Source organism: Psychrobacter sp. WY6, assembly GCF_018448495.1.
In the GTDB taxonomy this organism is placed as follows: Bacteria; Pseudomonadota; Gammaproteobacteria; order Pseudomonadales; family Moraxellaceae; genus Psychrobacter.
In genome coordinates this window covers 2,893,767-2,916,516 of sequence record NZ_CP049902.1, presented here as the reverse complement: position 1 = coordinate 2,916,516, position 22,750 = coordinate 2,893,767, and the positions used below count along the sequence as shown (strand labels likewise).

Sequence of the window (22,750 nt, the reverse complement as noted above, 5' to 3'; positions counted from 1 at the left end):
ACAAAGGAATGTTAAGCATGAGAGATATAGCCATGAAAATCTAAGTCTACATAGACCATTACCTTATTTCTCTTATGGAAAGATGCATGAGCCGTTAGAGATACCAGAGCGTATGGTTGAGTTCTTAAAAGCACCAGCAGCGTTAGGGTTAGAGGTGACGACAGCTACTGATGTCGGCATTGGGCCTATATTAGCGGTTCACGATTTTGGTTATGTGGCTTTTCTCAAGCATGGCTATGATGACTGGATGGCAATTGAAGAAGATCTAGGCGCGCAGGTACAGACGGGGATTTTTGTGCCGTATGACAATCCCGGTATCGGTATCATGGCAAAAGCAGCAAAGTATCAAGCGGATGATAGCGCGCCTATCAGCGAGCATTCTTGGACATCTATTTATTGGTCTGCGCAGACTGCACTCAATGCGGCTGAAGCATTGCTGAACGATGATTTGTCAGATACCGAGCGTGCCGAAAGTCATATACAGCTTTGCTTCTCACGGCCGCCTGGTCATCATGCTCGCAAAAGCGCCGCTGGCGGATTTTGCTATCTAAATAATGCAGCCATCATCGCTGAACATCTGCGGCAAAAATATGCAAAAATCGCCATCATAGACACCGACATGCACCACGGACAAGGTATTCAAGAGATATTTTATGATCGCAGCGATGTTCTTTATACCTCGGTTCACGGTGATCCGGTTAACTTCTATCCCGCAGTGACAGGGCATGCGTTTGAAAGGGGCACAGGCGTGGGTGAAGGCTATAACATTAACTTCCCGATGCCGCACGGCACCGATGAAGCTGGGTTTTTTGAGTATGTTGATAAATCTATCGAAGCGATGACGCTATTTGACCCTGATGTCATTGTGCATGTCTTAGGTTTTGATGTTTATGAGAACGACCCAGAAGCGAGATGTGCGGTGAGTACGAAAGGATTTAAAATATTGGCACAAAAGATGAAAGCGCTAAACAAACCACTGATTGTTTTAGTCGAGGGCGGTTTTACTTGCAAAAGCTCAATGACAATTTGCAAGCATTTTTATCAGGGCTTATTTCAGAAGATTAACAGTTATCACCAAAATAACTGAAAGAGTTTGAAGTAAGCAAGAAACTAGCAGCGTTTTAACTTGATTTATTATCGATAAAACCCAAACGCTGCTCAATTTGCTGCGCCAATTCAATCAATACTGCGCTGACCTCAGCACGCTTGGACTCATATTCGCCTTGCAAAAAGCTAACCGCCATACCCGCAACGGCATTGCCTGACGCATTGCGAATATAAGTACCCAAACAATACATCCCTTCGCGAAGTTGTCCATCATCGAGTGAGATGCGACTGTTTTGAATGGCGGTCAACTCGGTGGACAAATCGCTAAAGTTATCGACACCGTGTTGGGTAATAGGTGCGGGGAAACCAGTAGCGTAGATAGATTTTATACTGTCCATAGAGAATGTTGAGAGCATGGCCTTGCCCGTGGCAGAGAATACCGCTGGTACGCGAACACCAGCGCGAAAGGTAAAGCCAAGCGGGGCAGGCGCTTCATGACAGGCCAAAAATACCACTTCACCTAAATCAAGCTTAGATAAAGTAACTGTATGTTGAAGAAGAATTGGATACTGGACAATGAGGTCTTTAAATAACTGGATGACGCCTTGCTGCTGTTCATACTTACCTGCCCAATACATCAAATAAGAGCCTAAATGAAAGCGGCTATCGCTGTCTTTATAGATGACATGCTTAGCCAAAAGACTTTGCAAAATATTGTGGGTTGAGCTACGTGGTAGATTGAGCTCTTTAGCAATATGAGCTGCGGTTAAAGGCTGCGCACTATCAGTAATTAAATCTAAAATCTGAAAGGTTTTGTCCAAGGCAGGAACGGCAGTTGAGCTCATAAGGAACCTATAAAAGTCAGTAAAATTGGGAAAATATAAAAATAACGCGATAAATCATCATTAAAATGAGAATAGGGGTTGCAAATGGCTGGCTATCATTCTTATAATGATGTCTCATATATAGAATAGATGTTCAGTATATTGAACGCTTAACAAGTTATCAATAATTATTTAAATCATAACCTTCTATTGATTGTTATTCACTTATCGCTATAAATCTGCGAATCCTATTTGCAAACCTCAATTGACAAGGAGCGTCACAATGTCACAACTGTCACAGTCTACGCTACAGCTATCGAACCCAGATCTACTTAAACAGCAGTGTTTCATCAAAGATGGCTGGTATGCCGCTAGTGATGACTCGACTATTGATGTGAGCAATCCTTTCAACGGCGATATCATCGGTACGGTACCAAGCCTAACGACCGACGATGTGAACGACACGGTTACCGCCTCTCATGAAGCCCAGATCCTTTGGGCAGCCAAAACCCCGAAAGAGCGTGCTGAGCTACTACAAAAGTGGGCAGACCTCATCGATGCCAATAAAGAAGACTTGGCTATCATTATGACCGCTGAGCAAGGCAAACCTCTAAACGAGTCGCGCGGTGAAGTGGGCTATGCCAATAGCTTTATCCGCTGGTTTGCTGAAGAAGGCAAGCGTGTTTATGGCGATGTTATCCCTGCCAATCAGTCACAACTGCGCCATGTGGTACTCAAACAGCCCGTTGGCGTTTGCTCGGCGATCACGCCTTGGAATTTCCCAGCAGCGATGATTACCCGTAAGCCGCGCCAGCATTGGCAGCAGGCTGCACGATGATTATTAAGCCTGCGACTGAAACGCCATTTTCTGCATTAGCACTGGCTGCCTTGGCTGAACAAGCAGGTATTCCAGCAGGCGTTATCCAAGTAGTGACGGGCAAATCATCAACCATCGGCGATATCCTAACGGGCGATGTACGCATTCATAAGCTTTCATTCACAGGCTCTACCGAAGTCGGTCGTACCTTGATGGCTCAATGTGCGACAACCATCAAAAAACTATCGTTAGAGCTGGGCGGTAATGCGCCATTTATCTTTGATGACGCTGATCTGGAAAAAGCAGCTGAAGGCTTAATCGCCTCTAAATATCGTAACGCTGGTCAAACTTGTGTTTGTGCCAACCGTGTCTATGTGCAAGACAGCATTAAAGATGAATTCCTAGATGTGTTTGTGAAAAAAGTCGCTGAATTAAATGTCGGTAACGGCATGGATGAAGGCGTGGATATTGGTCCTTTGATTAATCAAAAGGCGCTAGAAAAAGTGCAAGCGCTACTTAAAGATGCTTTAGACAAAGGCGCGACGCTTATCGCTGGCGGCAGCACCAATGACGCCTCAGAGCTTACTTACAATCCAACGGTCATTACCGATATCAGTGCTGAGATGGATATCGCGCACGAAGAAATCTTTGGCCCTATTGCGACTATCTTTACCTTTAAAGATGAAGCAGACGTCATTCGTCAAGCCAACGACACGATTTATGGCTTAGCTGCCTATTTCTACAGTGGCAATTATGCACGTTCATGGCGCGTCACTGAAGGTCTTGAATACGGCATTATTGGTCATAATACTGGTCTGATTTCTACCGAGGTCGCCCCATTTGGCGGTGTCAAGCAGTCTGGCTTTGGCCGCGAAGGCTCAAAATACGGCATCGAAGAATATGTCGTGACTAAATACTGGTGCTCTGACGTCAGCTAATCGTTTAGCGACATGCGCTCTTTTAAGGTTTTAATTGTCACACCGTATCGAACGGGATTCAGCACCATGAATCCCCTCTATAGCTAGCAACTAGCAACTGTTAACTATTAGATAAACCATTCCTCAAAACCGCCATTCAATCACTGGCACTTATGTTAAAAATAAAGAAAAGGACATTCCCATGACGACTACCAATAAATCACTACTTGAGCGCCGTAAAGCTGTGTTACCAACAGGACTTGGCGTTGCCTATCCCATCTTTGCAGAAAAAGCCAAAAACTCAGAAGTTTGGGATGTTGAAGGCAATCGTTATATTGACTTCGTTGGTGGTATCTCAGTACTGAATACTGGTCACAGCCATCCAAAAATTACCCAGCGCGTGCATGAGCAACTCGACAAGTTTACCCATACTGCGGCGCAAATGATCAACTACGAATGCTATGTGGATCTTGCCGAAAAACTTTGTGAAAAAGCGCCTATCAGCGGTGAGAAAAAAGCCTTCTTTTTAACGACTGGTGCAGAAGCCGTCGAAAACTGTATCAAGATTGCTCGTGCGAAAACTGGTCGTCCAGGTATCATCTCTTTCGTTGGTGGTTGGCATGGTCGTACTTTAATGTGCATGAGTTTGACAGGTAAAGTGCTGCCGTACAAAAAGAACTTTGGTCCAATGCCAGGCCCTGTATTCCATGCGCTATTCCCAGCTGAAGAGTTGAATGTCACAGAAGCACAAGCGCTGCATAGCCTTGACATGATTTTCCAAGCGGATATCGATCCTAGCGAAGTGGCGGCGATGATTATCGAGCCAGTACAAGGCGAGGGTGGTTTCCATCAAGTAACCCCATCATTTGCCAAATCTCTACGCGATATCTGTGACGAGCATGGCATTGTCTTGATTTTTGATGAAGTGCAATGTGGTTTTGCCCGTACGGGTACGTTGTTTGCCACCGAGCAGTTGGGCGTTGAGCCAGATCTAATGACCAGTGCTAAGAGCTTGGCAGGTGGTTATCCTATCTCTGCCGTTATCGGTCGCGCTGATATCATGGATGCGCCGCAAGTCGGCGGTTTGGGCGGTACATACTCTGGTAATCCACTGGCTTGTGTGGCTGCACTCGCTGTCATGGAAGTCATCGAAGAAGAGAACCTACTTGAGCGCAGTATTGAGATTGGCGACAAAATCGAAGCCTTCTTAAAGGGCTTAAACTTAAGCAGTATCGGTCATATTCGCCATAAAGGCGCGATGCTCGCGTTTGAATTAATCGATAGTGATGGCAAGCCTGATGTGGAAGCGACGACTAACCTAAAAGCAAAATCATTTGAGAAAGGTTTATTATTAGCGTCTTGCGGTATGTATGGCAATGCCATTCGCGTGATGGTGCCATTGACGGTTGAAGATGAAGTGCTCCAAGAAGGTCTAGATATTATCAAAGGTATCCTAACTGCTTAATAAGTATTCAGTATTTATTTATAGTGAAATACATCACTTTTAATCAAGCCTCGATCTTGGTTAGAAGGCTATTTTTAATAGCACAGCAAGATTGCCCATATGGCACTCGCTTTGAGTACATTTTTTACAACGGCGCCTTGCAAGTCAAGACGCCGTTGCTGTTTGTACTATTTGAATATGAAACAAGTAGTGCCTAACAGCTTCGATCAAAAGGTATATATGATAATTATGATGGGTACTATCCCACTAAACAAAAGATAGTGTGACCGTCAAGGGTTAACACGGATGACACACAGACAAGGAGCAGGTTATGTCTGAATTAAAAAAATCGTTAGGGACGCTAGATATTATCGCCTTAGCATTCGGTGCTATGGTTGGTTGGGGCTGGGTAGTCTTGGCTGGTGGCTGGATTTTATCTGCCGGGACGTGGGGCGCAATGCTGGCGTTCTTGATAGGCGGTTTGGCAGTGATACTGATTGGTGTGACGTATGCCGAGCTTGCCGCATCGATGCCGATTACGGGCGGCGAGCATACCTATACGCATAGAGCACTGGGGGTAAATGTCTCCTTTATCTGCTCATGGAGTATTTTATTTGGGTATTTTTCGGTGGTCGCGTTTGAGGCGGTTGCCTTGCCGACAGTCGTAGAGTATTTTATCCCTAATTACAATCAAGGATATCTCTGGACCATCGCTGGTTGGGATGTTTATGCCACTTGGGTGGGCGTTGGGATGCTGGGCTCAGTCATCGTCACTTGGCTAAATATCCGCGGTATGGAAGTCAGTGCCTGGTTCCAAAAGACCGCCGTATTGGGCATCTTATTTGTTGGTACGTTGCTGTTCATTGGCGCAGTCATGTTTAATCCTGAAGGCTCAAACTCAGTACAAGCACCTGCATTTATCGGTGGTATTGGCGGTATGATGGCCGTTATTGTCATGGTGCCGTTTATGTTTGTCGGCTTTGACGTTATTCCGCAAGCGGCAGAAGAAATTGATCTGACTCGTCCTAATATTGGTAAATTTTTGATTTTATCGATTGTCGTTGCGGTAATGTGGTACGTGGGTATCGCTTGGAGTGTTGGCACGACCTTGCCACTCTTACAAGCCGAAAACTCAACGCTCGCCACTGCGGATGCGATGACCAATGCTTGGCATGGCAAGTGGGCAGGTATTTTATTAGTCATTGGCGGTGTGCTGGGTATTTTATCAAGCTGGAACGCCTTTTTGATTGGTGGTAGCCGCCTACTTTATGCCATGTCAAAAGCACGTATGTTGCCCGCATTTTTAAGCAAGCTGCATCCAAAGTATAAGACGCCGTCGAATGCCATTTTATTGATCGGTGGCTTGGCGACACTAGCACCCTTGTTTGGTCGTAAAATGCTGGTGTGGATCGTAGATGCTGGTGGCTTTGGTATCGTTATTGCTTATACCTGTGTCGCTATCTCATTCTTAGTACTCCGCTACCGCGAGCCTGATATGGTACGCCCATTTAGAATACCAGCAGGTAAGCTTGTTGGCATGGTCACGATTGCGCTAAGTTTTGGAATACTCATGCTGTATATGCCAGGTATGCCATCCGCGCTAACCCCTATCGAGTGGTGGATTTTCTTTGGCTGGACAGTCTTAGGTATTGCGCTATATGGTTATGCAAGGGTGAAATATCCAGGTATTAGCGAGTCAATTATGGCAGAAGAACTACGTGAATTAAAAATCGTCAATCAGTTGTGGTTAAAAGACAACCCACCTAAGCAATAGTTTTTTCGATGGGTTTTTTTAATAACATCAACTTTCAAAAAAAAGCCTAACAGTCAATGTTAGGCTTTTTATTGTTCTAAAAATCGCTCTGTCGATTACGACTTATCACGAATCAGTTTATAATTTAAAAACTCAGTGATACCAAGGGTGCCAAGCTCGCGACCAAAGCCTGAGCGTTTAACGCCGCCAAACGGGGTATTGGCTTCGCTACCAGAAGGCGCATTGATAGTGACCATACCGACTTCTAATTGCTCAGCAATCTCAGCGGCTAGCGCAGCATCTTGCGTTTGAATAGAAGCACCAAGTCCGAAAGGCACATCGTTAGCTATCTTGATGGCATGATCGATATCACAAGCTTTATAGACGACCGCCACAGGACCAAATAGCTCCTCACGATAAACATCCATGGACTCAGTTACATCTGTCAATACCGCAGGCTTAAACCACGCACCCGGCTTGTCTTTGACCATGCCGCCTTCGACCAATACGGTTGCGCCTGCTTGAATGGCGCTATCGAGCTGTTCTTGCAAGTTAACTGCGGCTGCCTTTGAAGACATTGGACCAATGAAAGTACCTTCATCAAGTGGATCAGCAAGTGTCATATTGCTTACGGCATTAGTAAACCCTTCAACGAATTTATCATAAACAGATTCGACGACGATAAGGCGTTTGGCAGCATTACACGCTTGTCCTGTATTGCCAAAACGACCAAAATAGCCCCTTTTATAGCTTGTTCGATATCAGCATCAGCTGCAACGATAAAGGCGTCTGAACCGCCAAGCTCTAGCACGACTTTTTTCAGCGCGCCGCCTGCTATTTTAGCAACTGCTTGCCCAGCTCGCTCTGAACCTGTTAGCGAAACGCCTTGTACGCGGCTGTCTTCGATGATTGTTGCCGCTTGCTCATTGGTGGCAAACACATTGTTATAGACACCCTCAGGTAAGCCGGCATCTTTTAGGATATCAGCGATGGCTTCTGCAGTCTTAGGACATTGCGGCGCATGCTTTAGAATAACGGTATTGCCTGCCATAAAGTTTGGCGCGACAAAACGTGCCACTTGATAGTGCGGGTAGTTCCACGGCATGATACCTAATAAGCGCCCACAGGACGTTTTTCTACCGAAGCTGACCCTGAATCAACATCAATGGTACTAGGTGCTAGTAGCTGCTCAGCGTTGTCTGCATAGTAGCGATAGATATCGGCAACTAGACCGATTTCACCTCTTGCTTGTGCAACGGGCTTGCCCATCTCATTGGCAACGACGCGGGCCAGCTCATCTTGACGTTCAAGATAGATATCGGCAATTTTATGAAGTATGGCACTGCGTTCACCAATGAAACCTGACGCCAGTCTTGATAAGCGGTATCGGCTTGTGCAATAGCGTTCTGGATGTCCTGCTCAGTTGCCGTAGGGTAGGTGGCTTCTACTTCGCCAGTGGCTGGATTATTAACTTGATAATCGCTCATAGCTATGTCCTTTTTTAAAATATTATTGGGTTCAAAATCCATTTGGGTCTATATTTTTATGCGGGTGCTTTTGGTTAATGTTTTTAATTGATGATTTTGGCTGCTGCTGAGTAATACAGTGAATATTACCACCGCCAAAGACAACCTCCTTTGTGCGTACTCCCACTACCTGATGCTGAGGAAATACTTTTTCAAGCTGCTCGATGGCTAATGAATCATTTTCATCATCATATTGCGGTACGATGATAGCCTCATTACAAATTAAAAAATTGGCATACGAGGCGATACAAACATCACCAGTCTGACGCGCCTTGGCATCATCAGACTGCTCAATATCATAGTTCTCAGGTAAAGTAACAGGTTGCTTGGTACAGCAAAGCTTATGGACTTTTAGGCGGCGACCTTTGGCATCGGTCATATTTGAGACTGCTCATAGGCTTTTTGTGTTGCTTTATAAAATGGATGCTCAGAATCATCAGTGTATAAACAAACCACTTCACCAGGGCGCGCAAAGCAGGCAATATCATCAATATGACCAGTGGTTTCGTCAGGATCGATACCGTCATCAATCCACAGTACTTTTTGCACATTGAGATAGGCTTTTAACTTGTCTTCAATTTGATCTTCGGTTAGGTGCGGGTTACGCCCAGGGCTGAGCAGACACATGCGCGTGGTCAGAACCGTGCCTTCACCATCGACATGAAATGCACCGCCTTCCATCACAAAGTCATCCGTTCGATAGCGTTTGATACCTAGATGGTCACATAAGCGTTCAGCCAGCTTATCATCGTAATCCCACGGCGAGTATAGTCCGTCATAGTCGCCGCCCCATGCATTGAATGTCCAATCACAAGCGCGTAGCTCACCTTTATCATTGATTAAAAATGTCGGGACAGTATCACGCGCCCACGCATCGTTGCTGGGTATGGATATGACATCGATGTCAGCAGGTAGACTATCGCAGCATGATTGATAATCATCAGGATTGACCAGTACGCCAACCTCACAAAATCTGTTGATTGCCAATGCAACATCAGCATAAGCTTTCTGAGCAGGAGCGGCTTGCTGTCGCCAGTTATCAGCACGATATGGCCATACCATCCATATTTTTTGTATAGGCTCAAATTCTGCTGGCATGTAAAAGCCGTCTTGTTGTGGTGTTGAGCCAGTGATTAATCGGTTCGGTAATAATGACATATAGAGCACCTTATTTGACGATAGCGCGAGTGAGCTTGCTTGTTAACAAACTTTATCCATGAGTCAGCAACGTGCCATACGTCGATGGACGACGATCACGGAAAACGCCCCATTGCTGACGTTCGATAGTCAGTTGATCTAAGTCAAAAGTCGTACTAAGTATCTCTTCTTTATCTTTAGATGCTTCTTGGATGATCTCACCGCGAACATCCGTGATAAATGAGCTACCGTAGAATGCCATGACGCTATCGTTTCCGTTTTGAGTAATTGTCTCAGTGCCAATACGATTGGCTGCTACGACTGGCATGAGATTAGCGGCAGCATGACCTTGCATACAGCGCTGCCAATGACCTTTTGAGTCGATGTCCAATGTTGGCTCATCACCAATCGCAGTCGGATAAAACAGTATTTCTGCACCCATTAATGCCATGCTACGAGCACACTCCGGGAACCATTGATCCCAGCAAATACCGACACCGATTTTGGCATACTTGGTTTGCCAAATCTTGAATCCAGTATCGCCGGGGGTAAAGTAGAATTTTTCGGCATAAGGAATACCATCTGGTATATGCGTTTTACGATAAGTGCCAAGTATCTCGCCATCGGCATCAATCACGGTCACGCTATTAAAAAAGGTATTGCCTGACTTTTCATAAAAGCTAATAGGCAATACTACATCCAAGTCTTTAGCCAACTGCTTGAAGTGATTGATGGCCGCATTATCCTCAACTGAGGTCGCAAGGGCAAAGTAATCAAAGTCATGAACTTGGCAGAAGTAAGGCGTTTCAAACAACTCTTGTAGCAAAATAATATTGGCACCAGCGTTGGCGGCTTTGATGACCAACTCAGTCGCAGTGGCAATATTTGTTGTATATTCCAACCACATGCCATTTGAGTCGTAGCAACGGTAACATTGCGCATGATCTAAATCCTTATCGTATTTATTAGTGACTACCACATAAAAGGGCTGTTTTTATTGATTAACGAACAATCTCTCATTGCCCGTTAGTCAATGATTACAATAATAGCGTTAAGGTTGGCTTAAGCCATCATATAACCCAATCCTAAGAAGGTGACGACGGATAAACCCGCACCGAGCATGGCATAGGGGAACTGGGTAAAAGCGTGCTGCATGGGGGAGCAGCCGGCACCTTGCGCGGCAAGTAGCGATGAATCACTAAAGAAGCAAGCATGGCTACCAAATGATGATGCTGATAACAATGCCCCAATCATAAGGGGTGTGCTAACGCCTAGTGCAATAGAAATTGGAAAGACAATCGGCATGGCAAGGACATATAAACCCCAGCTTGATGATGTGGCAAAAGTTAAAAAAGCCATGACGGCAAATATGACGGCAGGGAAAATAATAATCGTCATATAAGGCGTGATAGCCTCAATCACATATGAGGTCATACCAAGCTCATCATTGATGGCTTTTAAGAAAAAACCGCCGATGACGGTTGAGAGTGGATAAAGCATGACTTTAAAGCCTTTAAAGATGGCTTCAACTTGCGTCTCAAAACTTAAAATGCCTTGCATCCAATAGACAACGACGGTCACAAAACAGGTCAATAATGCACCGCGTAATAGATCGATTTCGAAGTAGACCGTCGAGACAATTAACAAAATCATTGGGAAAGCGAAGTTTGCGATATTGGCTTTGAACGATAGCTTGCGTTTGGCTTGGACGTTTGAGATCAGTTGCTCTTCGACAAAGGCTTCAGGAACAGGATTACCCGCTTTGGCGCGTGCCTCGGCTTTTTTCATCGGACCCCAGTCACCCAAAATGCCATACGCGACCAAGAATACAATCAAAAGTGCAAACCAAGCATATGCCATATAAGGAATCGCGCTGATATAAAGCCCAATACCTTCACCATCGCCAGCCACACCGTTTTCTTCTAAAAGACCGGCAAAGTAGACTGCCCAAGTAGAAATAGGCACGATAATACACATCGGTGCGGCGGTTGAATCGACGATATAAGCAAGCTTTTCACGAGAGACGTTATAGACGTCAGTGAGTTTTTTGACGGAGGTTGATACGGCTAGACAGTTTAAATAATCATCGATAAAAACCACCACGCCCAAAGCAAAGGTGGCCAACAATGACTGACGGCGTGACTTAATGATTTTTTGTAGCCATTCACTAAAGCCATCTAGACACCCACTGATCTCAAGCAGTTGAATGAGACCGCCCATCAAACCGCAGACGAGAACAATCCAAATAATGGTCTCATTCCCTAGCACCATAGACATGTTGTCTGCGAAAGGGGAGACCAAATCAAAAGGATTGAGCATCACAAGGCCAGCGACACAGCCTGCGATCATGGATTCGAATGGTCGCCTAGAGACAATGGCAGTGACTAATACTAGTAATGTTGGTAGTAAAGATAAGGCGCCCCAAGATTGGTCTGGGGCACGGCTGGTAGATAGCCAAGCAAAAGCCAGATAGATAACGACGGCTACTATGACGGTGAGAAATACTCGCTTATTATGATACTGTCCTTCGACCGCATCATTGAGCTTCATGTTCATATTTACGCTCCCTGTAAAACCTCATTGTTTTTTTAAACAAGCTCTATTCTATGGTTGACGCGCGACAGACAGTAGGACAGTAGCGAATCAATTGTCTATCGCGCCCCATCACAACAATCCGTTGCTATGATAGGTCACTGTAACGACCGCTTTTAAAATAAAAACGCCTTATTCAATGTTTATTATCCAAAGTTTTTATGCGTTTACATGCCAGTGGTATCTTTTAGCGCATACCACCATGAGCCCATGACAGAGTAAGGGACTCGCAGCGCTCGACCACCTGGGAATGGAATCCAAGGAATTTGTGCAAAAGCATCGAACTCTTTTTTTACCATTGATGGCATCGGCTAATATTTGTCCAAATAGATGCGAGCCTGTCACGCCATGACCACTATAACCATGGGCGAAATATACTCGCTCATGTAGTTTGCCCATTTGTGGTACACGAGAAAAAGACAACGCAAAATTCCCACTCCACGCATAGTCAATTTTGACATCACGTAACTCTGGAAAAATCTTATTCATATTTGGTCTAATTTTAGCTGTGATGTCGGCGGGGTCTTGACCACCGTAGACTGTACCACCGCCAAATAACATGCGCTTGTCTGCTGAGAGGCGATAGTAATCCAAAATGTAGCGGACATCTTCGACACAAACATCGGTTGGCAGTAACTGGTCTGCTAAATCACCCAGCGGCTCGGTGGCGATAATTTGCGTCGATACCGGCATGACACGGTCAGTCAGTTTAGGGATGACTTTATTGAGATAGGCATTGCCGCATAGCACCGCTTGCTTACAAGTTACGGTGCCAAACTCTGTGATGACTTTGATAGCATCGTCAGCATACTCAATATCCACCACTAAGGTGTTTTCATAAATGGTGCCGCCGCCTTGCTCAATGGCCGCTGCTTCACCTAGAGCAAGATTCAATGGATGAAAGTGTCCACCAGAGTGATCGATGACTCCGCCCACATAGGCATCTGATTTTATATGCTCTTGGATACCGCGCTTATCGAGCATCTCTCTATCATGCATACCATGGCTCTCCCACAGTGCATGCGTTTCTTGCAAGTCTTTTAGCTGCCCATTATTTAATGCCGCAAAAATATTTTTTTCTTTGAGATCACAGCTGATATCGTAGTCTCTAACAAAACGACGAATGATTTTGCCACCGCGGGTCACGAGTTGACCGACGAAATCTGCATTTTCTTGACCATAAGACTTTTTGATTTTTTGTAGGCTCGCATTTAGACCATTGACGATTTGACCGCCATTACGACCTGATGCGCCCCAACCAATTTGCGCGCCTTCCAGTACCACGACTTCATGGTCGGTTTCAATGAGATGCAGGGCAGTGGATAAACCACTATAGCCGCCGCCAACCACACATATTTCCACTTGGATGTCATTCTTTAGCGTTGGTCTATCCGGCTTAGGATTACGACTGGCCGCATAATAGCTATCAGGATATTGCCCTTTGTCTGAATAATGCGGGATATTGCGCGTATTATTCGAGGATAGGTTTTGGTTCGTTGCTGTGTTGCCGTTTAAATTGCTACTTGAGTTGCTATTTGACATATCAAACATCCTGTAAATAGGTGAGGTATTCAAGGTTGGTCACTTGCTGAGCAAAGCGTTTGGCTTCTTGCTTTTTGACGGCGATCAACAGCTCAATCATCTCGCTTGGGAACAGCGAATCAATCACATCACTGCTTTCAAATTTGCGGATAGCGGACAGCCAGTCAAGTGGCAAGGTTTTAAGTTCTGCTTCGTCGTAAGTAATGCTATTAATGGGTTCTGGCGCTTCCAGCTTGTTTTCGATGCCATACAGCATACCTGCCAGTACCGCACTACAGACCAGATAAGGATTGGCATCTGCCCCAGAGACACGGTGCTCGATACGGCGTGCTTTTGAGTCGCCACCAGGGATGCGTACGGCGGCGGTGCGGTTTTCATAACCCCATGACACATTGTTTGGTGCTAGCGTACCGGGTGTAAAGCGGCGATAAGAATTCACATGTGGGGCAAATAACAACGTGCAATCTGACATGGTTTTTAACAATCCGGCGACTGCATGGCGCAAGATATCTGAGCCTTCATCTGATCCATCATCAAAGACATTATTGCCGTCTTTATCTAATAAGCTGCAATGCACATGAAAACCATTCCCGACTGGAGACCAAAAGGTTTTGCCATGAATGTCGCGGTGAGTTTACGGCGAGCAGCGACGGCCTTGACGACCTGTTTGAACAAAATCGCATCGTCAGCGGCTTTTAGTGGATCGTCTACGTGTAATAAATTAATCTCAAACTGACCACAGCCATTCTCTGCCAACGCGGCATCTGCTGGGATATCGAGCTTTTTGCACTGTGCATAAACTTCGTCTAAAAATTCATCGAATTGTAATAGATCATTGATGCTCAAAATTGAGGTTTTATTCAGTCTTAGCCCGCTTTTGGGGCGGATAGGTGGTCTTGGGGTTTCGCCTTCAGTGTAGTCAACCAAATAAAATTCCAGCTCAGTGGCCATCACTGGAGTCAAACCAAGCGCTTTGAATTTTTTGCTAATGTAATCCAAAACGTGTCTGGCATCACCGTAATAAGGTTCGTTGTTTTCTGTATAAAGCCAAACGGGCAATAGCGATGAAGGCGCACTGGTGTTGAGAAGTGGATAGGCGGCACGACCAGTAGGACGGGCAATGGCATCTATATCGCCATTACATTGAGAAGACTCGATGACATCAGCACCCCAAATATCAACGCCTAAGATAGATAAAGGCAATCGTATCGCACCGTTTTCTGCTTTTTCCATTTGATTGAAAGGGATGCGCTTACCACGAAGTAAGCCATTAATATCACCTGCCGCAACATAAACGTATTCTGTGTTGTTTGCAGATTCGACCATTCCATTGGTTGTCGTCATGTCTATTCTTCCTATGAATTTTTAGAATTACTGGGATTATTGTCGATACGGATACTGCTGGCGCATCGTCTTTTAGTGATCTTTATAACCAATGCTTGGTAAAACAGCGATTGATTACCTCTTATTTAAACAGTCTCTATGTTTCTCTTTGTATTTCTCTTTAGGTTTCTCAAAACTGATTTTATTAATAATATGAATTCTTTAGATTTCGCTGTTCTTAGCCCTTAACATCGAGATATAAACGTCAACCCTTGTTTAATGTCTCGCTGATGACTTCCAATATATGTGTGAAAAATATAGTTGTCAATTTTTATTTAAAATTATCTTAAATTAATGCATTTTTCCAATTTTATTATTAATATCGGCAATATTGAAATTTATAGTTTACATTTTATGAGATGCTGTGTTAAATTTTAGCTAAATAAAGGATTGAGCAATATAGACGATGAGGTCTATTTGTTATAACTAGGGAAGACGGTATGAAAAATTCTAGACCTATTATTGCTATTGTTTCTTGTCATAAGATGGTTGATGGGCAGCCAGCACAAGCGGTGTATCAAAAATATATCGATGCCGTGAATTTTTATGGTGGCAATCCCATAATGCTGCCAAACACTGGCCGATAGCGAAAACTTTGAGGCGCTACTGAATATCGCAGATGGGATTTTGTTAACGGGCAGTTATAGTAACGTGGCACCAACGCGTTATGGCGCGACGCATATCGAAGCGAAACAAGACTTGGGTCGTGATGAGCTGAGCTTTAAGTTATTGGATTATGCAGACAAGACTGGCACTCCACTATTGGCAGTTTGCCGAGGTTTGCAAGAGATGAATGTGCATTTTGGTGGCACGCTACATCCTGATTGGCGGGAAGTAGAGGGGTTTTATGAGCCACATTTAGAGGACAATACTCAGCCACTTGAAGTGCAGTATCAGCCAGTTCATGACGTGAATATTCAAGCAAATGGCAGGCTTGCCGCCTTTGGTGAGAAATGGCACGTTAACTCGCTACATAAACAAGCAATCCATAAAGTAGGCGCGCGTTTATTGGTTGAGGCTCTAGCGTCTGATGGTTTGGTCGAAGCCGTCAGCTTGTTGCAACATCCATTTATGATTGGTGTACAATGGCATCCTGAGTTAAATTATGCACAAGACGACTTGTCCAAATTTCTATTCACGGAATTCATTCACTATGCCAGCAAACCCCAAACTGAATAGCACTACTGAAGGCAATGTAGACAATGCCAGCACTGACATTGATATTAATAACAGCATTGACGCTGATGTTGCCAGCGATAAGGCGGCTGATATCGATACAGATGACGACATCAGTGGTGATGATGAAGATGAGCTGACAGACTCTGAGACAGCGATGTCAGCCGAAAATGACGAGTCGCCAGAAGAGGATATCGGTAAAAAGATCAATCAGCTGCGCCTCGCAAAAGGCTACTCGCAACGTAAGCTTGCGAAATTGTCGGGATTAACCAATACTTCTATCAGCTCCATTGAGCGCAATAAAGTCAGTCCAGCAGTGAATACGCTAAAGGCAATTTTGGCGGTATTGGGTTCTGATTTGACCACGTTTTTTAGTGATGAATGGAAGGAACCAAAGGCGAGAGTCGTAGTAACGCCAAAGGATTTGTTGGAGCTGAGCGAACCGAGTAGCAGAGTGTCGCTAAGACAGGTGTATAACTGTAGTACCACCAAGAATTTGGGTTTTTTGATTGAGGTGTATCAACCGAACAGCTCAACGGAAGAAAAAATCGCCCACGAAGGTGAAGAGATTGGCACCGTTATTGAAGGCAAGATTCTTATCCGTATTGATGAGACGACGTATCTATTAAACCAAGGTGATAGCTACGTGATTGATACCATTCGCCCGCATACTTTTATCAACCCTACTGATGGCGTGACTCGCATTGTTAGTGCGCACACCCCGACGACTTATTAGGTGAGCATTTTAATAGCCATTTAAGTTGATGTTTAAATAACCATAGTGATTTTCCGCGCGGCTTCTAAAAATAGAAGCCGCGTTTTTTGTATGAAATAATTCATGGTGAAAACACGCCCCAGCAAGCTGTTAGATATTAGCCTAAGTAATAAAGTGGTAAGCTTACAGATCTTTATGATCTTGAAGCGTGTCTGAGTCAGTAGGCGAATTTGAAGGACTCATCGCTTTAGGTTTTTCTTTAATAAGCTTTACTTTAGTTTGTTTATCGGCTGGTGCAAGCGCGACATAAGCAGACTCAGGCTTCTTACTAGTGGGTTTAGAGGATTTTTTTAGCGTCTTGTTAATTCTTTTGACAGCAGCGGCATCGCTCGCAGCTTGTTCCTCTGCGAGTGAGTCGTCATATAAACCTTGGTAGACAGCGAGGGTTTCTTCAATCATCTCACGCATGGTGAATTTATTGGTCATTTCAGGGCGTGTGATGCTTTCTAATTGATTTCTCACGGCTTTACATAGCGCATTGGCATTATATTTTTTGACCAGCCCTTGAGGATATAGCGGTTGTAAAATCTCACTAAATGCGGCCTGATCCCAACCAATAACGGGCGTACCTAGATGAATCGCTTGTAAGGCGTTGATGCCGATTGATTCAGGCTCATTAGCAAGCGCCATGACGATATTGGCGGCTGAGAGCCATTCACGCATGTCATTACGTTTGCTACCTACATAAGTAATTCGATCAGCCAACCCTAATGTATTAGTGCGTTGACGAAAATCTTCGTGTGCGACGTCACCATCTCTATAATCATCATCCATGATAATGACGTGGATGTTAGGGAACTGCTCTTGCAAGTTGCCCAAAATATCAATCAGCCATTCCTGACCATATTCGTTACCAATAATAGTTGGAAATACCAGCCACTTTTTATGCTCAAGCTCAGGATATTCAGCAAAGGTATGGCGTAGCCAATAAACAGACGGATTATGACGATAAGGATAGCGGCGCGTATCGATACCACGGTAGATGCGTTTGATGACTTTAGGGTCTGCATCTTCTCGGCGCAGGCCTTTTTTTAGATAATTGGTCACACTATCGGAGACGGTAATGATGGTATCGACATCGAGTAAGGCTTGAGAGTATTTATTGATCGGATAAAAACCATACATGGTTGACACTAGCTTTGGTATCCGCTTGACACGGGCGCGGCGCAATGCTAAATGCAGTATCCATGCAGGTGTGCGTGAGTGCACATGGATCACGTCAGGATCGTACTCTTCAATTAAACGCCGCAGCGCCGTGACTTGTAGTAACGACAGCCAAGACTTTTTATTCATATGCAGCTGATGATAGTTATTGCCATCACGCTTTAGGCGTTTGACCAGATCATTATCTTCATCGGCGCTAGAGACGATGATGGAGGTATGGCCATTTTTGACCAATGCACGCCCAAGATGAAAAATACCGCGCTCGGATTCATCATGCTTTAAAGACGACAATAAGCGCATAACTTTCATAATGGCATTGGTGACCAGTTCATAATAACAAGTGGCTATTGTCAGTTAAAAGCCGCCAAAACTCAACCATCAAGATAAAAAGATAAGGTTATATGGTCGAGTTTCTAAGAGAGAAACGTATAAAGGCTTGAATCGAAGGATAAAAGTCATTAACGACATTTCTGTAAATGCTCAGCATTGGGCAGTACTTGTTTTTCGCTTAAGTATTTCCAATAGCGCTGCGGCAAGTATTGCTTATGCAAACGTGGGTTTTTACGCTCTTTGATGTTGACGTTAGTAAAGTAACCTTGCCAAAATTTTTGATAGCGCTGCTCATCCTCGCTATGAATACTGGCAGGATTGCGCAGAACGGTATCATCTAAATCAGTGATAGTTTGCAAGGTCGCAGGTCGTGATGGCGAGCTTTGGCTCTTGTCATAATAAATGCCATAGCCACGGGATAAATCATAAATCGCCCAGTGTTGGTCTTGGTAGCGCTGACGAAAATGCTCACCAATTAGCGGTAAGACATTAAAATCAGGCTCTACTCGCGCAAAATAGATATCGTCAGTGGTATGCTCAAAACGTACAAAGGCTTCCATACGATGCTTCTCACGACCAACAGACTTGACCGTTTGCACCAGCTCTAAGACATTGAGATTACCCAAGTCTTCCATAATATGGCGGCTAGGGTAGTCAATGGCATATTTGACCACTTGAAACAATGTACTACCAATACTATCTTTTTCCGACAAAACCCCCAAAGTAAATTGCGCATACCTGAACGACCCAATAGCTGATTAAGCTTTACTAATACGCGTTCAGCATTGTCTTCATCAGTAGTAACGCTAGTCGCTTGTGCGATTAATGAAGGTACATAGCAGTCTTGAGCGATTAACTGTAGAGACTCATCGTCTTGTAACTTATCAGCATAGACATAAACCGCACTCAGCCAACCCTCAAAACTTGGTTCGTAAAGCACAATGTTGGGTGTTAAGTGACCGACAACGAAGTCATTATTTTGCAGCAGTTGTGACATCTATATTCCTATTTAAAATAGTGGCAATTAAAACCATGACGATTAAAACAGCGCCAGTTGACCGTTGCGTTGGTCTTTATATTTGGTCTGCGTCTGTGCCAATACATATTGCCGGAAGTTATCACGCGTTAAATGCGCTAAATGTTCGTTCTTGCCCGTCGTCGCGATAAAGTATTTGGCGCGATTGACCGCCGCGCCCATCTTTTTCAGATGATAAAGCGTCAACTGATTAAACTTGCGCGCCTTCACTATCTTTTTAGCCGTCTTAGTACCAATGCCCGGAATGCGCACAATCATCTCATAGCTTGCGGTTTGAATATTGACCGGAAAATGCTCACGGTGTCGGATTGCCCAAGCAAGCTTTGGGTCGCAGTCTAAGTCTAAAAATGGCGAGTCAGGTTCAACGATTTCATGCGCGCCAAAACCATAAAAACGCATCAGCCAATCCGCTTGATACAGACGGTTTTCACGTATCATCGGCACTGGCGTTCCAATCGCTGGCAAGCGACTGTCGGACAACATCGGTACATAGCCAGAGTAGTAAACACGCTTAAGATCGTACTGTTTATAAAAATGACTCGATAGCTGAATCACTTGCAAGTCAGTCTCGTTACTAGCGCCAACAATCATCTGACTGGTTTGACCTGCTGGCACAAATTTCGGTGCTTTTTTATGGGTTTTACGGCTCTCTTTGATTGTAATAATTTCAGTTTTAACCGTTTCCATCGGTGCTTTTAATTCATCATGCGACTTCTCTGGGGCGAGTAAAGCCAAGCCAGATATCGTTGGAATCTCAATATTGACACTGAGACGATCGGCATACAATCCCGCTTCTAATAGCAGCTCTTTAGATGCACCCGGAATGGTCTTCAAATGGATATAGCCATTAAAGCGTTCACGTGTCCGCAATATCTTAGCGACCTCAACCAGTCGCTCCATCGTATAATCGCCACTTTTAAAGATACCTGAGCTCAGAAACAGCCCTTCGATATAGTTACGACGATAAAACTGCATGGTTAAATCAACGACTTCCTCGACGCTAAAAGCAGCGCGTGGGGTGTCATTACTTTTGCGTGAGGTGCAATAAGCGCAGTCGTAAATACAATGATTGGTTAAGAGGATTTTTAACAAGCTGACGCAGCGACCATCTTCAGTGTAGCTGTGACAAATACCAGTTGCAGAAGCATCGCCCAGACCACCGCCTTGGTTTTTGCGCGTGCCAGCGGAGGATGAGCAAGAAACATCATATTTAGCAGCATCCGCTAAAATATTGAGCTTGCCTTGTAGTCGTTCATAATTGATGGTGGCCATAAGATTACCAATTCATTTATTGGCTATTATTTTAGCAAATTGTCTTGTAAGTCACTGTAAATTGAAGAAATATTTATTTCATGCGACAACTGTTGTCGTGCTATTTATGAGATTTTTTTAATTATGAGAGCAGGGATTAGGCAAGGTTTGAACCACTTCTTCTGAGAAGTATTCTTTGACAATGAGACGTCCTTTTTTATCAAACTCGACGTTGTACTTGGGGTAAGCTGCAAAAGCGTCAGGGTCATAGGTTGAAGGAAAATCGATTTCTTTATCTGAAAAAAATCGGCTAGCCGTCCATAATTGTTTATCATTATTATATCTAACGCTACACCGACTGTTTAGGTCAAAGGTGAAAACGGCCAAAGTATTGCTCCTTGCTGCCACGGCCAAATAGCATATTAGCACCGCACGGATTGCCACAGCCGATATAGACATGATAAGTATCTTTATCGATTTTTTTAAGCGAAGTATGGTTCCAGCCGTAATGACCTATTCCATCCATAAGCACGGTTTCTATTACTTCGCCATTATTTAACGTTTCGCTTTTAAGGATATAACCATCATCGCAAAATTCATTATCGTTCTTAGTTATATATGCAGTACAAATTTTCGACATATAAAAGCTAGCGTCAAATTTTGGTTCGGCAGCTTCAGCCCAAGATATAGAACTAAAAATACAGCTATAAATAATAAAAACCAATGCATAGAGAGGAGTAAATACATGCAAATAATGGCCGGATATTTGTTTTGAGTTAATAGCACTATAGCAAAAGATTGGTTGTTAAGGAATAAGGTACACTCATCAAAAAGGTCTTGCTGACTAGGAAATTAGCCGGCAAGACCTTTTATTAATTTTAATTTTAAGATTTATTAAATAACAATATTTTCAAATCTAATTTTTACTGAACCTTCGCACGTATAACAACCGTTTGCGGTGCGTTAGCAGGAAGATCTACCAAGTTCCATTTGAGTCCAGAGTAATTTTCTGTAATGACTACAGTGTTGCCAACTTGTTGGATAGTCTGATAACTGTCGCCGCCTGTTGTCGCAAGCGTTGGTAGTGGGCTATTCAATGATACCAATTGCACGCCATTTGGCAGTGACACCATGGCATTGATGTCAGTGACGGGTTGTGCCGTGGTATTGGTATAAGTGGTGTGTGTATTCGATGATGTCGCCAGGTGCGATATGGTTCGCAGGTACAGCCACTTCGCGACCATCTTTGTTTTTTAATATTTTCATCACTTTGGTTTGTGCATTCACCACGTCAGGCGTACTAAAGGTCGGGGTCAGTTGCAGAGCATCTAAAGACGTAGATACTATTTGCGTCGTTGCAGGTTGGTTCGTCACTACGGTTGTCGTTGGCGTATTGATGACTGGCAATTGGGTAGCCGTCGTCACAGGCAATACTTGCGTCACGCTAGTCGTCGGCACGGCTATGACATCAACGTTGCTTGTTTGATTGGTCATCTGGTTAGTCACAGGTACGCTCGTAACTGTGGTGCTGCCTTGGGTGACGACCGTATTGCTCGCACCATTACTGGCGACTTGGCGAACCGTATAGCGTGGAACGTTAGTTACTTGAGTCACCGCATAAGGCATGCCGTCTTGCATAGTGATGCCGTGCGGTGTCGCTGTAATGGTCGCGGTTTTACCATCAGAATACTGCTCAACGACGGTAGTGCTACTACCAGCAGACGAAGTGATGGCGATTTCAGGCGCAGCATGTGCGGTAGATACCGTCAATAAAGCGCCTGCTAAGATTGTTGGAATAGCAGTGCTTATCACGCTTTTTTTGACGAGGCTGTGCTGGGTAAACGCCTTCTTATTTATAGTCAGTAACGCTGGCATATCGATGTGTATGGTCATAATAGATTCCTTTAAAATAACAGTAAATAAAGCCGCTAATGTAGTAGCAGAAAGCAAAGCGTAAAAAAAACGCTTAGAAAACAATACCTAGAAAAGAAAAACCCCCGTCAAATGAGCATGTAAACCATGTCAAATAACGAGGG

19 protein-coding genes and 4 pseudogenes are annotated in these 22,750 nt (G+C 44.3%); 7 read left to right on the top strand and 16 right to left on the bottom strand.

Features of this window, described 5'->3' with window-relative positions:
* The first annotated feature begins 82 nt into the window (after nt 1-82).
* The gene (locus tag G7Y90_RS14575) at nt 83-1,087 is read left to right on the top strand and encodes a histone deacetylase family protein (protein ID WP_250162746.1); all 1,005 of its coding nucleotides are present in this window, start codon (nt 83-85) and stop codon (nt 1,085-1,087) included.
* Between the two features lie 34 nt (nt 1,088-1,121).
* Here G7Y90_RS14575 and G7Y90_RS14570 read toward each other — a convergent pair whose 3' ends face one another.
* Nucleotides 1,122-1,892 (bottom strand): IclR family transcriptional regulator, encoded by a 771-nt coding sequence (locus G7Y90_RS14570; protein ID WP_201560691.1) that lies wholly within the window; start codon nt 1,890-1,892, stop codon nt 1,122-1,124.
* Between the two features lie 262 nt (nt 1,893-2,154).
* Between G7Y90_RS14570 and G7Y90_RS14565 the strand changes: the two are divergent.
* From G7Y90_RS14565 to G7Y90_RS14555, 3 genes and pseudogenes are all read left to right on the top strand, one after another.
* Nucleotides 2,155-3,626 (top strand): annotated as a pseudogene (locus G7Y90_RS14565) (NAD-dependent succinate-semialdehyde dehydrogenase).
* 181 nt (nt 3,627-3,807) lie between these two features.
* Entirely contained in the window at nt 3,808-5,070 is a 1,263-nt protein-coding gene (gabT, locus tag G7Y90_RS14560; protein ID WP_250162745.1) for a 4-aminobutyrate--2-oxoglutarate transaminase, read from the top strand.
* 310 nt (nt 5,071-5,380) lie between these two features.
* Nucleotides 5,381-6,823 carry an APC family permease gene (locus tag G7Y90_RS14555; protein WP_045445480.1) on the top strand — a complete coding sequence of 481 codons (1,443 nt, stop codon included), beginning with the start codon at nt 5,381-5,383 and terminating at the stop codon, nt 6,821-6,823.
* Nucleotides 6,824-6,918: 95 nt separating this feature from the next.
* Here the strand turns inward: G7Y90_RS14555 and G7Y90_RS14550 are convergent, their stop codons facing one another.
* The 7 genes and pseudogenes from G7Y90_RS14550 to G7Y90_RS14520 all read right to left on the bottom strand — a co-directional run bounded on the left by G7Y90_RS14550 (nt 6,919) and on the right by G7Y90_RS14520 (nt 14,832).
* The gene (locus G7Y90_RS14550) at nt 6,919-7,485 is read right to left on the bottom strand and encodes an aldehyde dehydrogenase family protein (protein WP_250164009.1); all 567 of its coding nucleotides are present in this window, start codon (nt 7,483-7,485) and stop codon (nt 6,919-6,921) included.
* A pseudogene (locus G7Y90_RS14545) lies at nt 7,431-8,289 on the bottom strand (aldehyde dehydrogenase family protein). The gene G7Y90_RS14550 and the pseudogene G7Y90_RS14545 overlap by 55 nt, the downstream one beginning before the upstream one ends.
* A gap of 31 nt (nt 8,290-8,320) precedes the next feature.
* A pseudogene (gene aguA / locus G7Y90_RS19280) lies at nt 8,321-9,390 on the bottom strand (agmatine deiminase).
* Between the two features lie 148 nt (nt 9,391-9,538).
* Nucleotides 9,539-10,366: an N-carbamoylputrescine amidase gene (gene aguB / locus G7Y90_RS14535; protein ID WP_250162744.1), complete on the bottom strand. Its 828-nt coding sequence runs from the start codon at nt 10,364-10,366 to the stop codon at nt 9,539-9,541.
* 161 nt (nt 10,367-10,527) lie between these two features.
* On the bottom strand, nt 10,528-12,021 hold the full coding sequence (locus G7Y90_RS14530; RefSeq protein ID WP_020443104.1) for a Na+/H+ antiporter NhaC family protein: 1,494 nt from the start codon (nt 12,019-12,021) through the stop codon (nt 10,528-10,530).
* A 195-nt stretch (nt 12,022-12,216) separates the two neighbouring features.
* Nucleotides 12,217-13,599: an NAD(P)/FAD-dependent oxidoreductase gene (locus tag G7Y90_RS14525; RefSeq protein ID WP_250162743.1), complete on the bottom strand. Its 1,383-nt coding sequence runs from the start codon at nt 13,597-13,599 to the stop codon at nt 12,217-12,219.
* Nucleotide 13,600: 1 nt separating this feature from the next.
* Nucleotides 13,601-14,832 (bottom strand): annotated as a pseudogene (locus G7Y90_RS14520) (glutamine synthetase family protein).
* Between the two features lie 590 nt (nt 14,833-15,422).
* On the opposite strand from G7Y90_RS14520, the gene G7Y90_RS14515 reads away from it, so the two are divergent.
* Genes G7Y90_RS14515 through G7Y90_RS14505 form a run of 3 tightly spaced genes read left to right on the top strand, consistent with a single transcriptional unit; the run spans nt 15,423 to nt 16,894 of the window.
* The gene (locus G7Y90_RS14515) at nt 15,423-15,569 is read left to right on the top strand and encodes a hypothetical protein (RefSeq protein ID WP_250162742.1); all 147 of its coding nucleotides are present in this window, start codon (nt 15,423-15,425) and stop codon (nt 15,567-15,569) included.
* 40 nt (nt 15,570-15,609) lie between these two features.
* Nucleotides 15,610-16,161, top strand: a complete 552-nt coding sequence (locus G7Y90_RS14510; RefSeq protein WP_250162741.1) for a gamma-glutamyl-gamma-aminobutyrate hydrolase family protein — start codon at nt 15,610-15,612, stop codon at nt 16,159-16,161.
* The gene (locus G7Y90_RS14505; RefSeq protein WP_109590839.1) at nt 16,136-16,894 is read left to right on the top strand and encodes a cupin domain-containing protein; all 759 of its coding nucleotides are present in this window, start codon (nt 16,136-16,138) and stop codon (nt 16,892-16,894) included. The genes G7Y90_RS14510 and G7Y90_RS14505 overlap by 26 nt, the downstream gene beginning before the upstream one ends.
* Before the next feature lie 162 nt (nt 16,895-17,056).
* Here G7Y90_RS14505 and G7Y90_RS14500 read toward each other — a convergent pair whose 3' ends face one another.
* The 8 genes from G7Y90_RS14500 to G7Y90_RS14465 all read right to left on the bottom strand — a co-directional run bounded on the left by G7Y90_RS14500 (nt 17,057) and on the right by G7Y90_RS14465 (nt 22,607).
* Nucleotides 17,057-18,406 carry a glycosyltransferase gene (locus G7Y90_RS14500; RefSeq protein WP_250162740.1) on the bottom strand — a complete coding sequence of 450 codons (1,350 nt, stop codon included), beginning with the start codon at nt 18,404-18,406 and terminating at the stop codon, nt 17,057-17,059.
* 149 nt (nt 18,407-18,555) lie between these two features.
* Nucleotides 18,556-19,110 carry a TIGR03915 family putative DNA repair protein gene (locus G7Y90_RS14495; RefSeq protein WP_250162739.1) on the bottom strand — a complete coding sequence of 185 codons (555 nt, stop codon included), beginning with the start codon at nt 19,108-19,110 and terminating at the stop codon, nt 18,556-18,558.
* A complete protein-coding gene (locus G7Y90_RS14490; protein ID WP_250162738.1) occupies nt 19,032-19,424 on the bottom strand; it encodes a hypothetical protein in 393 nt (130 codons plus the stop codon). Before G7Y90_RS14490 ends, G7Y90_RS14495 begins: the two co-directional genes overlap by 79 nt.
* Nucleotides 19,425-19,466: 42 nt before the next feature.
* Nucleotides 19,467-20,735 carry a putative DNA modification/repair radical SAM protein gene (locus tag G7Y90_RS14485; protein WP_250162737.1) on the bottom strand — a complete coding sequence of 423 codons (1,269 nt, stop codon included), beginning with the start codon at nt 20,733-20,735 and terminating at the stop codon, nt 19,467-19,469.
* 117 nt (nt 20,736-20,852) lie between these two features.
* A complete protein-coding gene (locus G7Y90_RS14480; protein ID WP_250162736.1) occupies nt 20,853-21,101 on the bottom strand; it encodes a 2-oxoacid:acceptor oxidoreductase family protein in 249 nt (82 codons plus the stop codon).
* Complete coding sequence (locus G7Y90_RS14475) at nt 21,082-21,465, bottom strand: hypothetical protein (protein ID WP_250162735.1); 384 nt, start codon at nt 21,463-21,465, stop codon at nt 21,082-21,084. The genes G7Y90_RS14480 and G7Y90_RS14475 overlap by 20 nt, the downstream gene beginning before the upstream one ends.
* A gap of 172 nt (nt 21,466-21,637) precedes the next feature.
* Complete coding sequence (locus G7Y90_RS14470; protein ID WP_250162734.1) at nt 21,638-21,847, bottom strand: hypothetical protein; 210 nt, start codon at nt 21,845-21,847, stop codon at nt 21,638-21,640.
* Between the two features lie 10 nt (nt 21,848-21,857).
* Nucleotides 21,858-22,607, bottom strand: a complete 750-nt coding sequence (locus tag G7Y90_RS14465; protein WP_250162733.1) for a hypothetical protein — start codon at nt 22,605-22,607, stop codon at nt 21,858-21,860.
* Nucleotides 22,608-22,750: the final 143 nt, after the last annotated feature.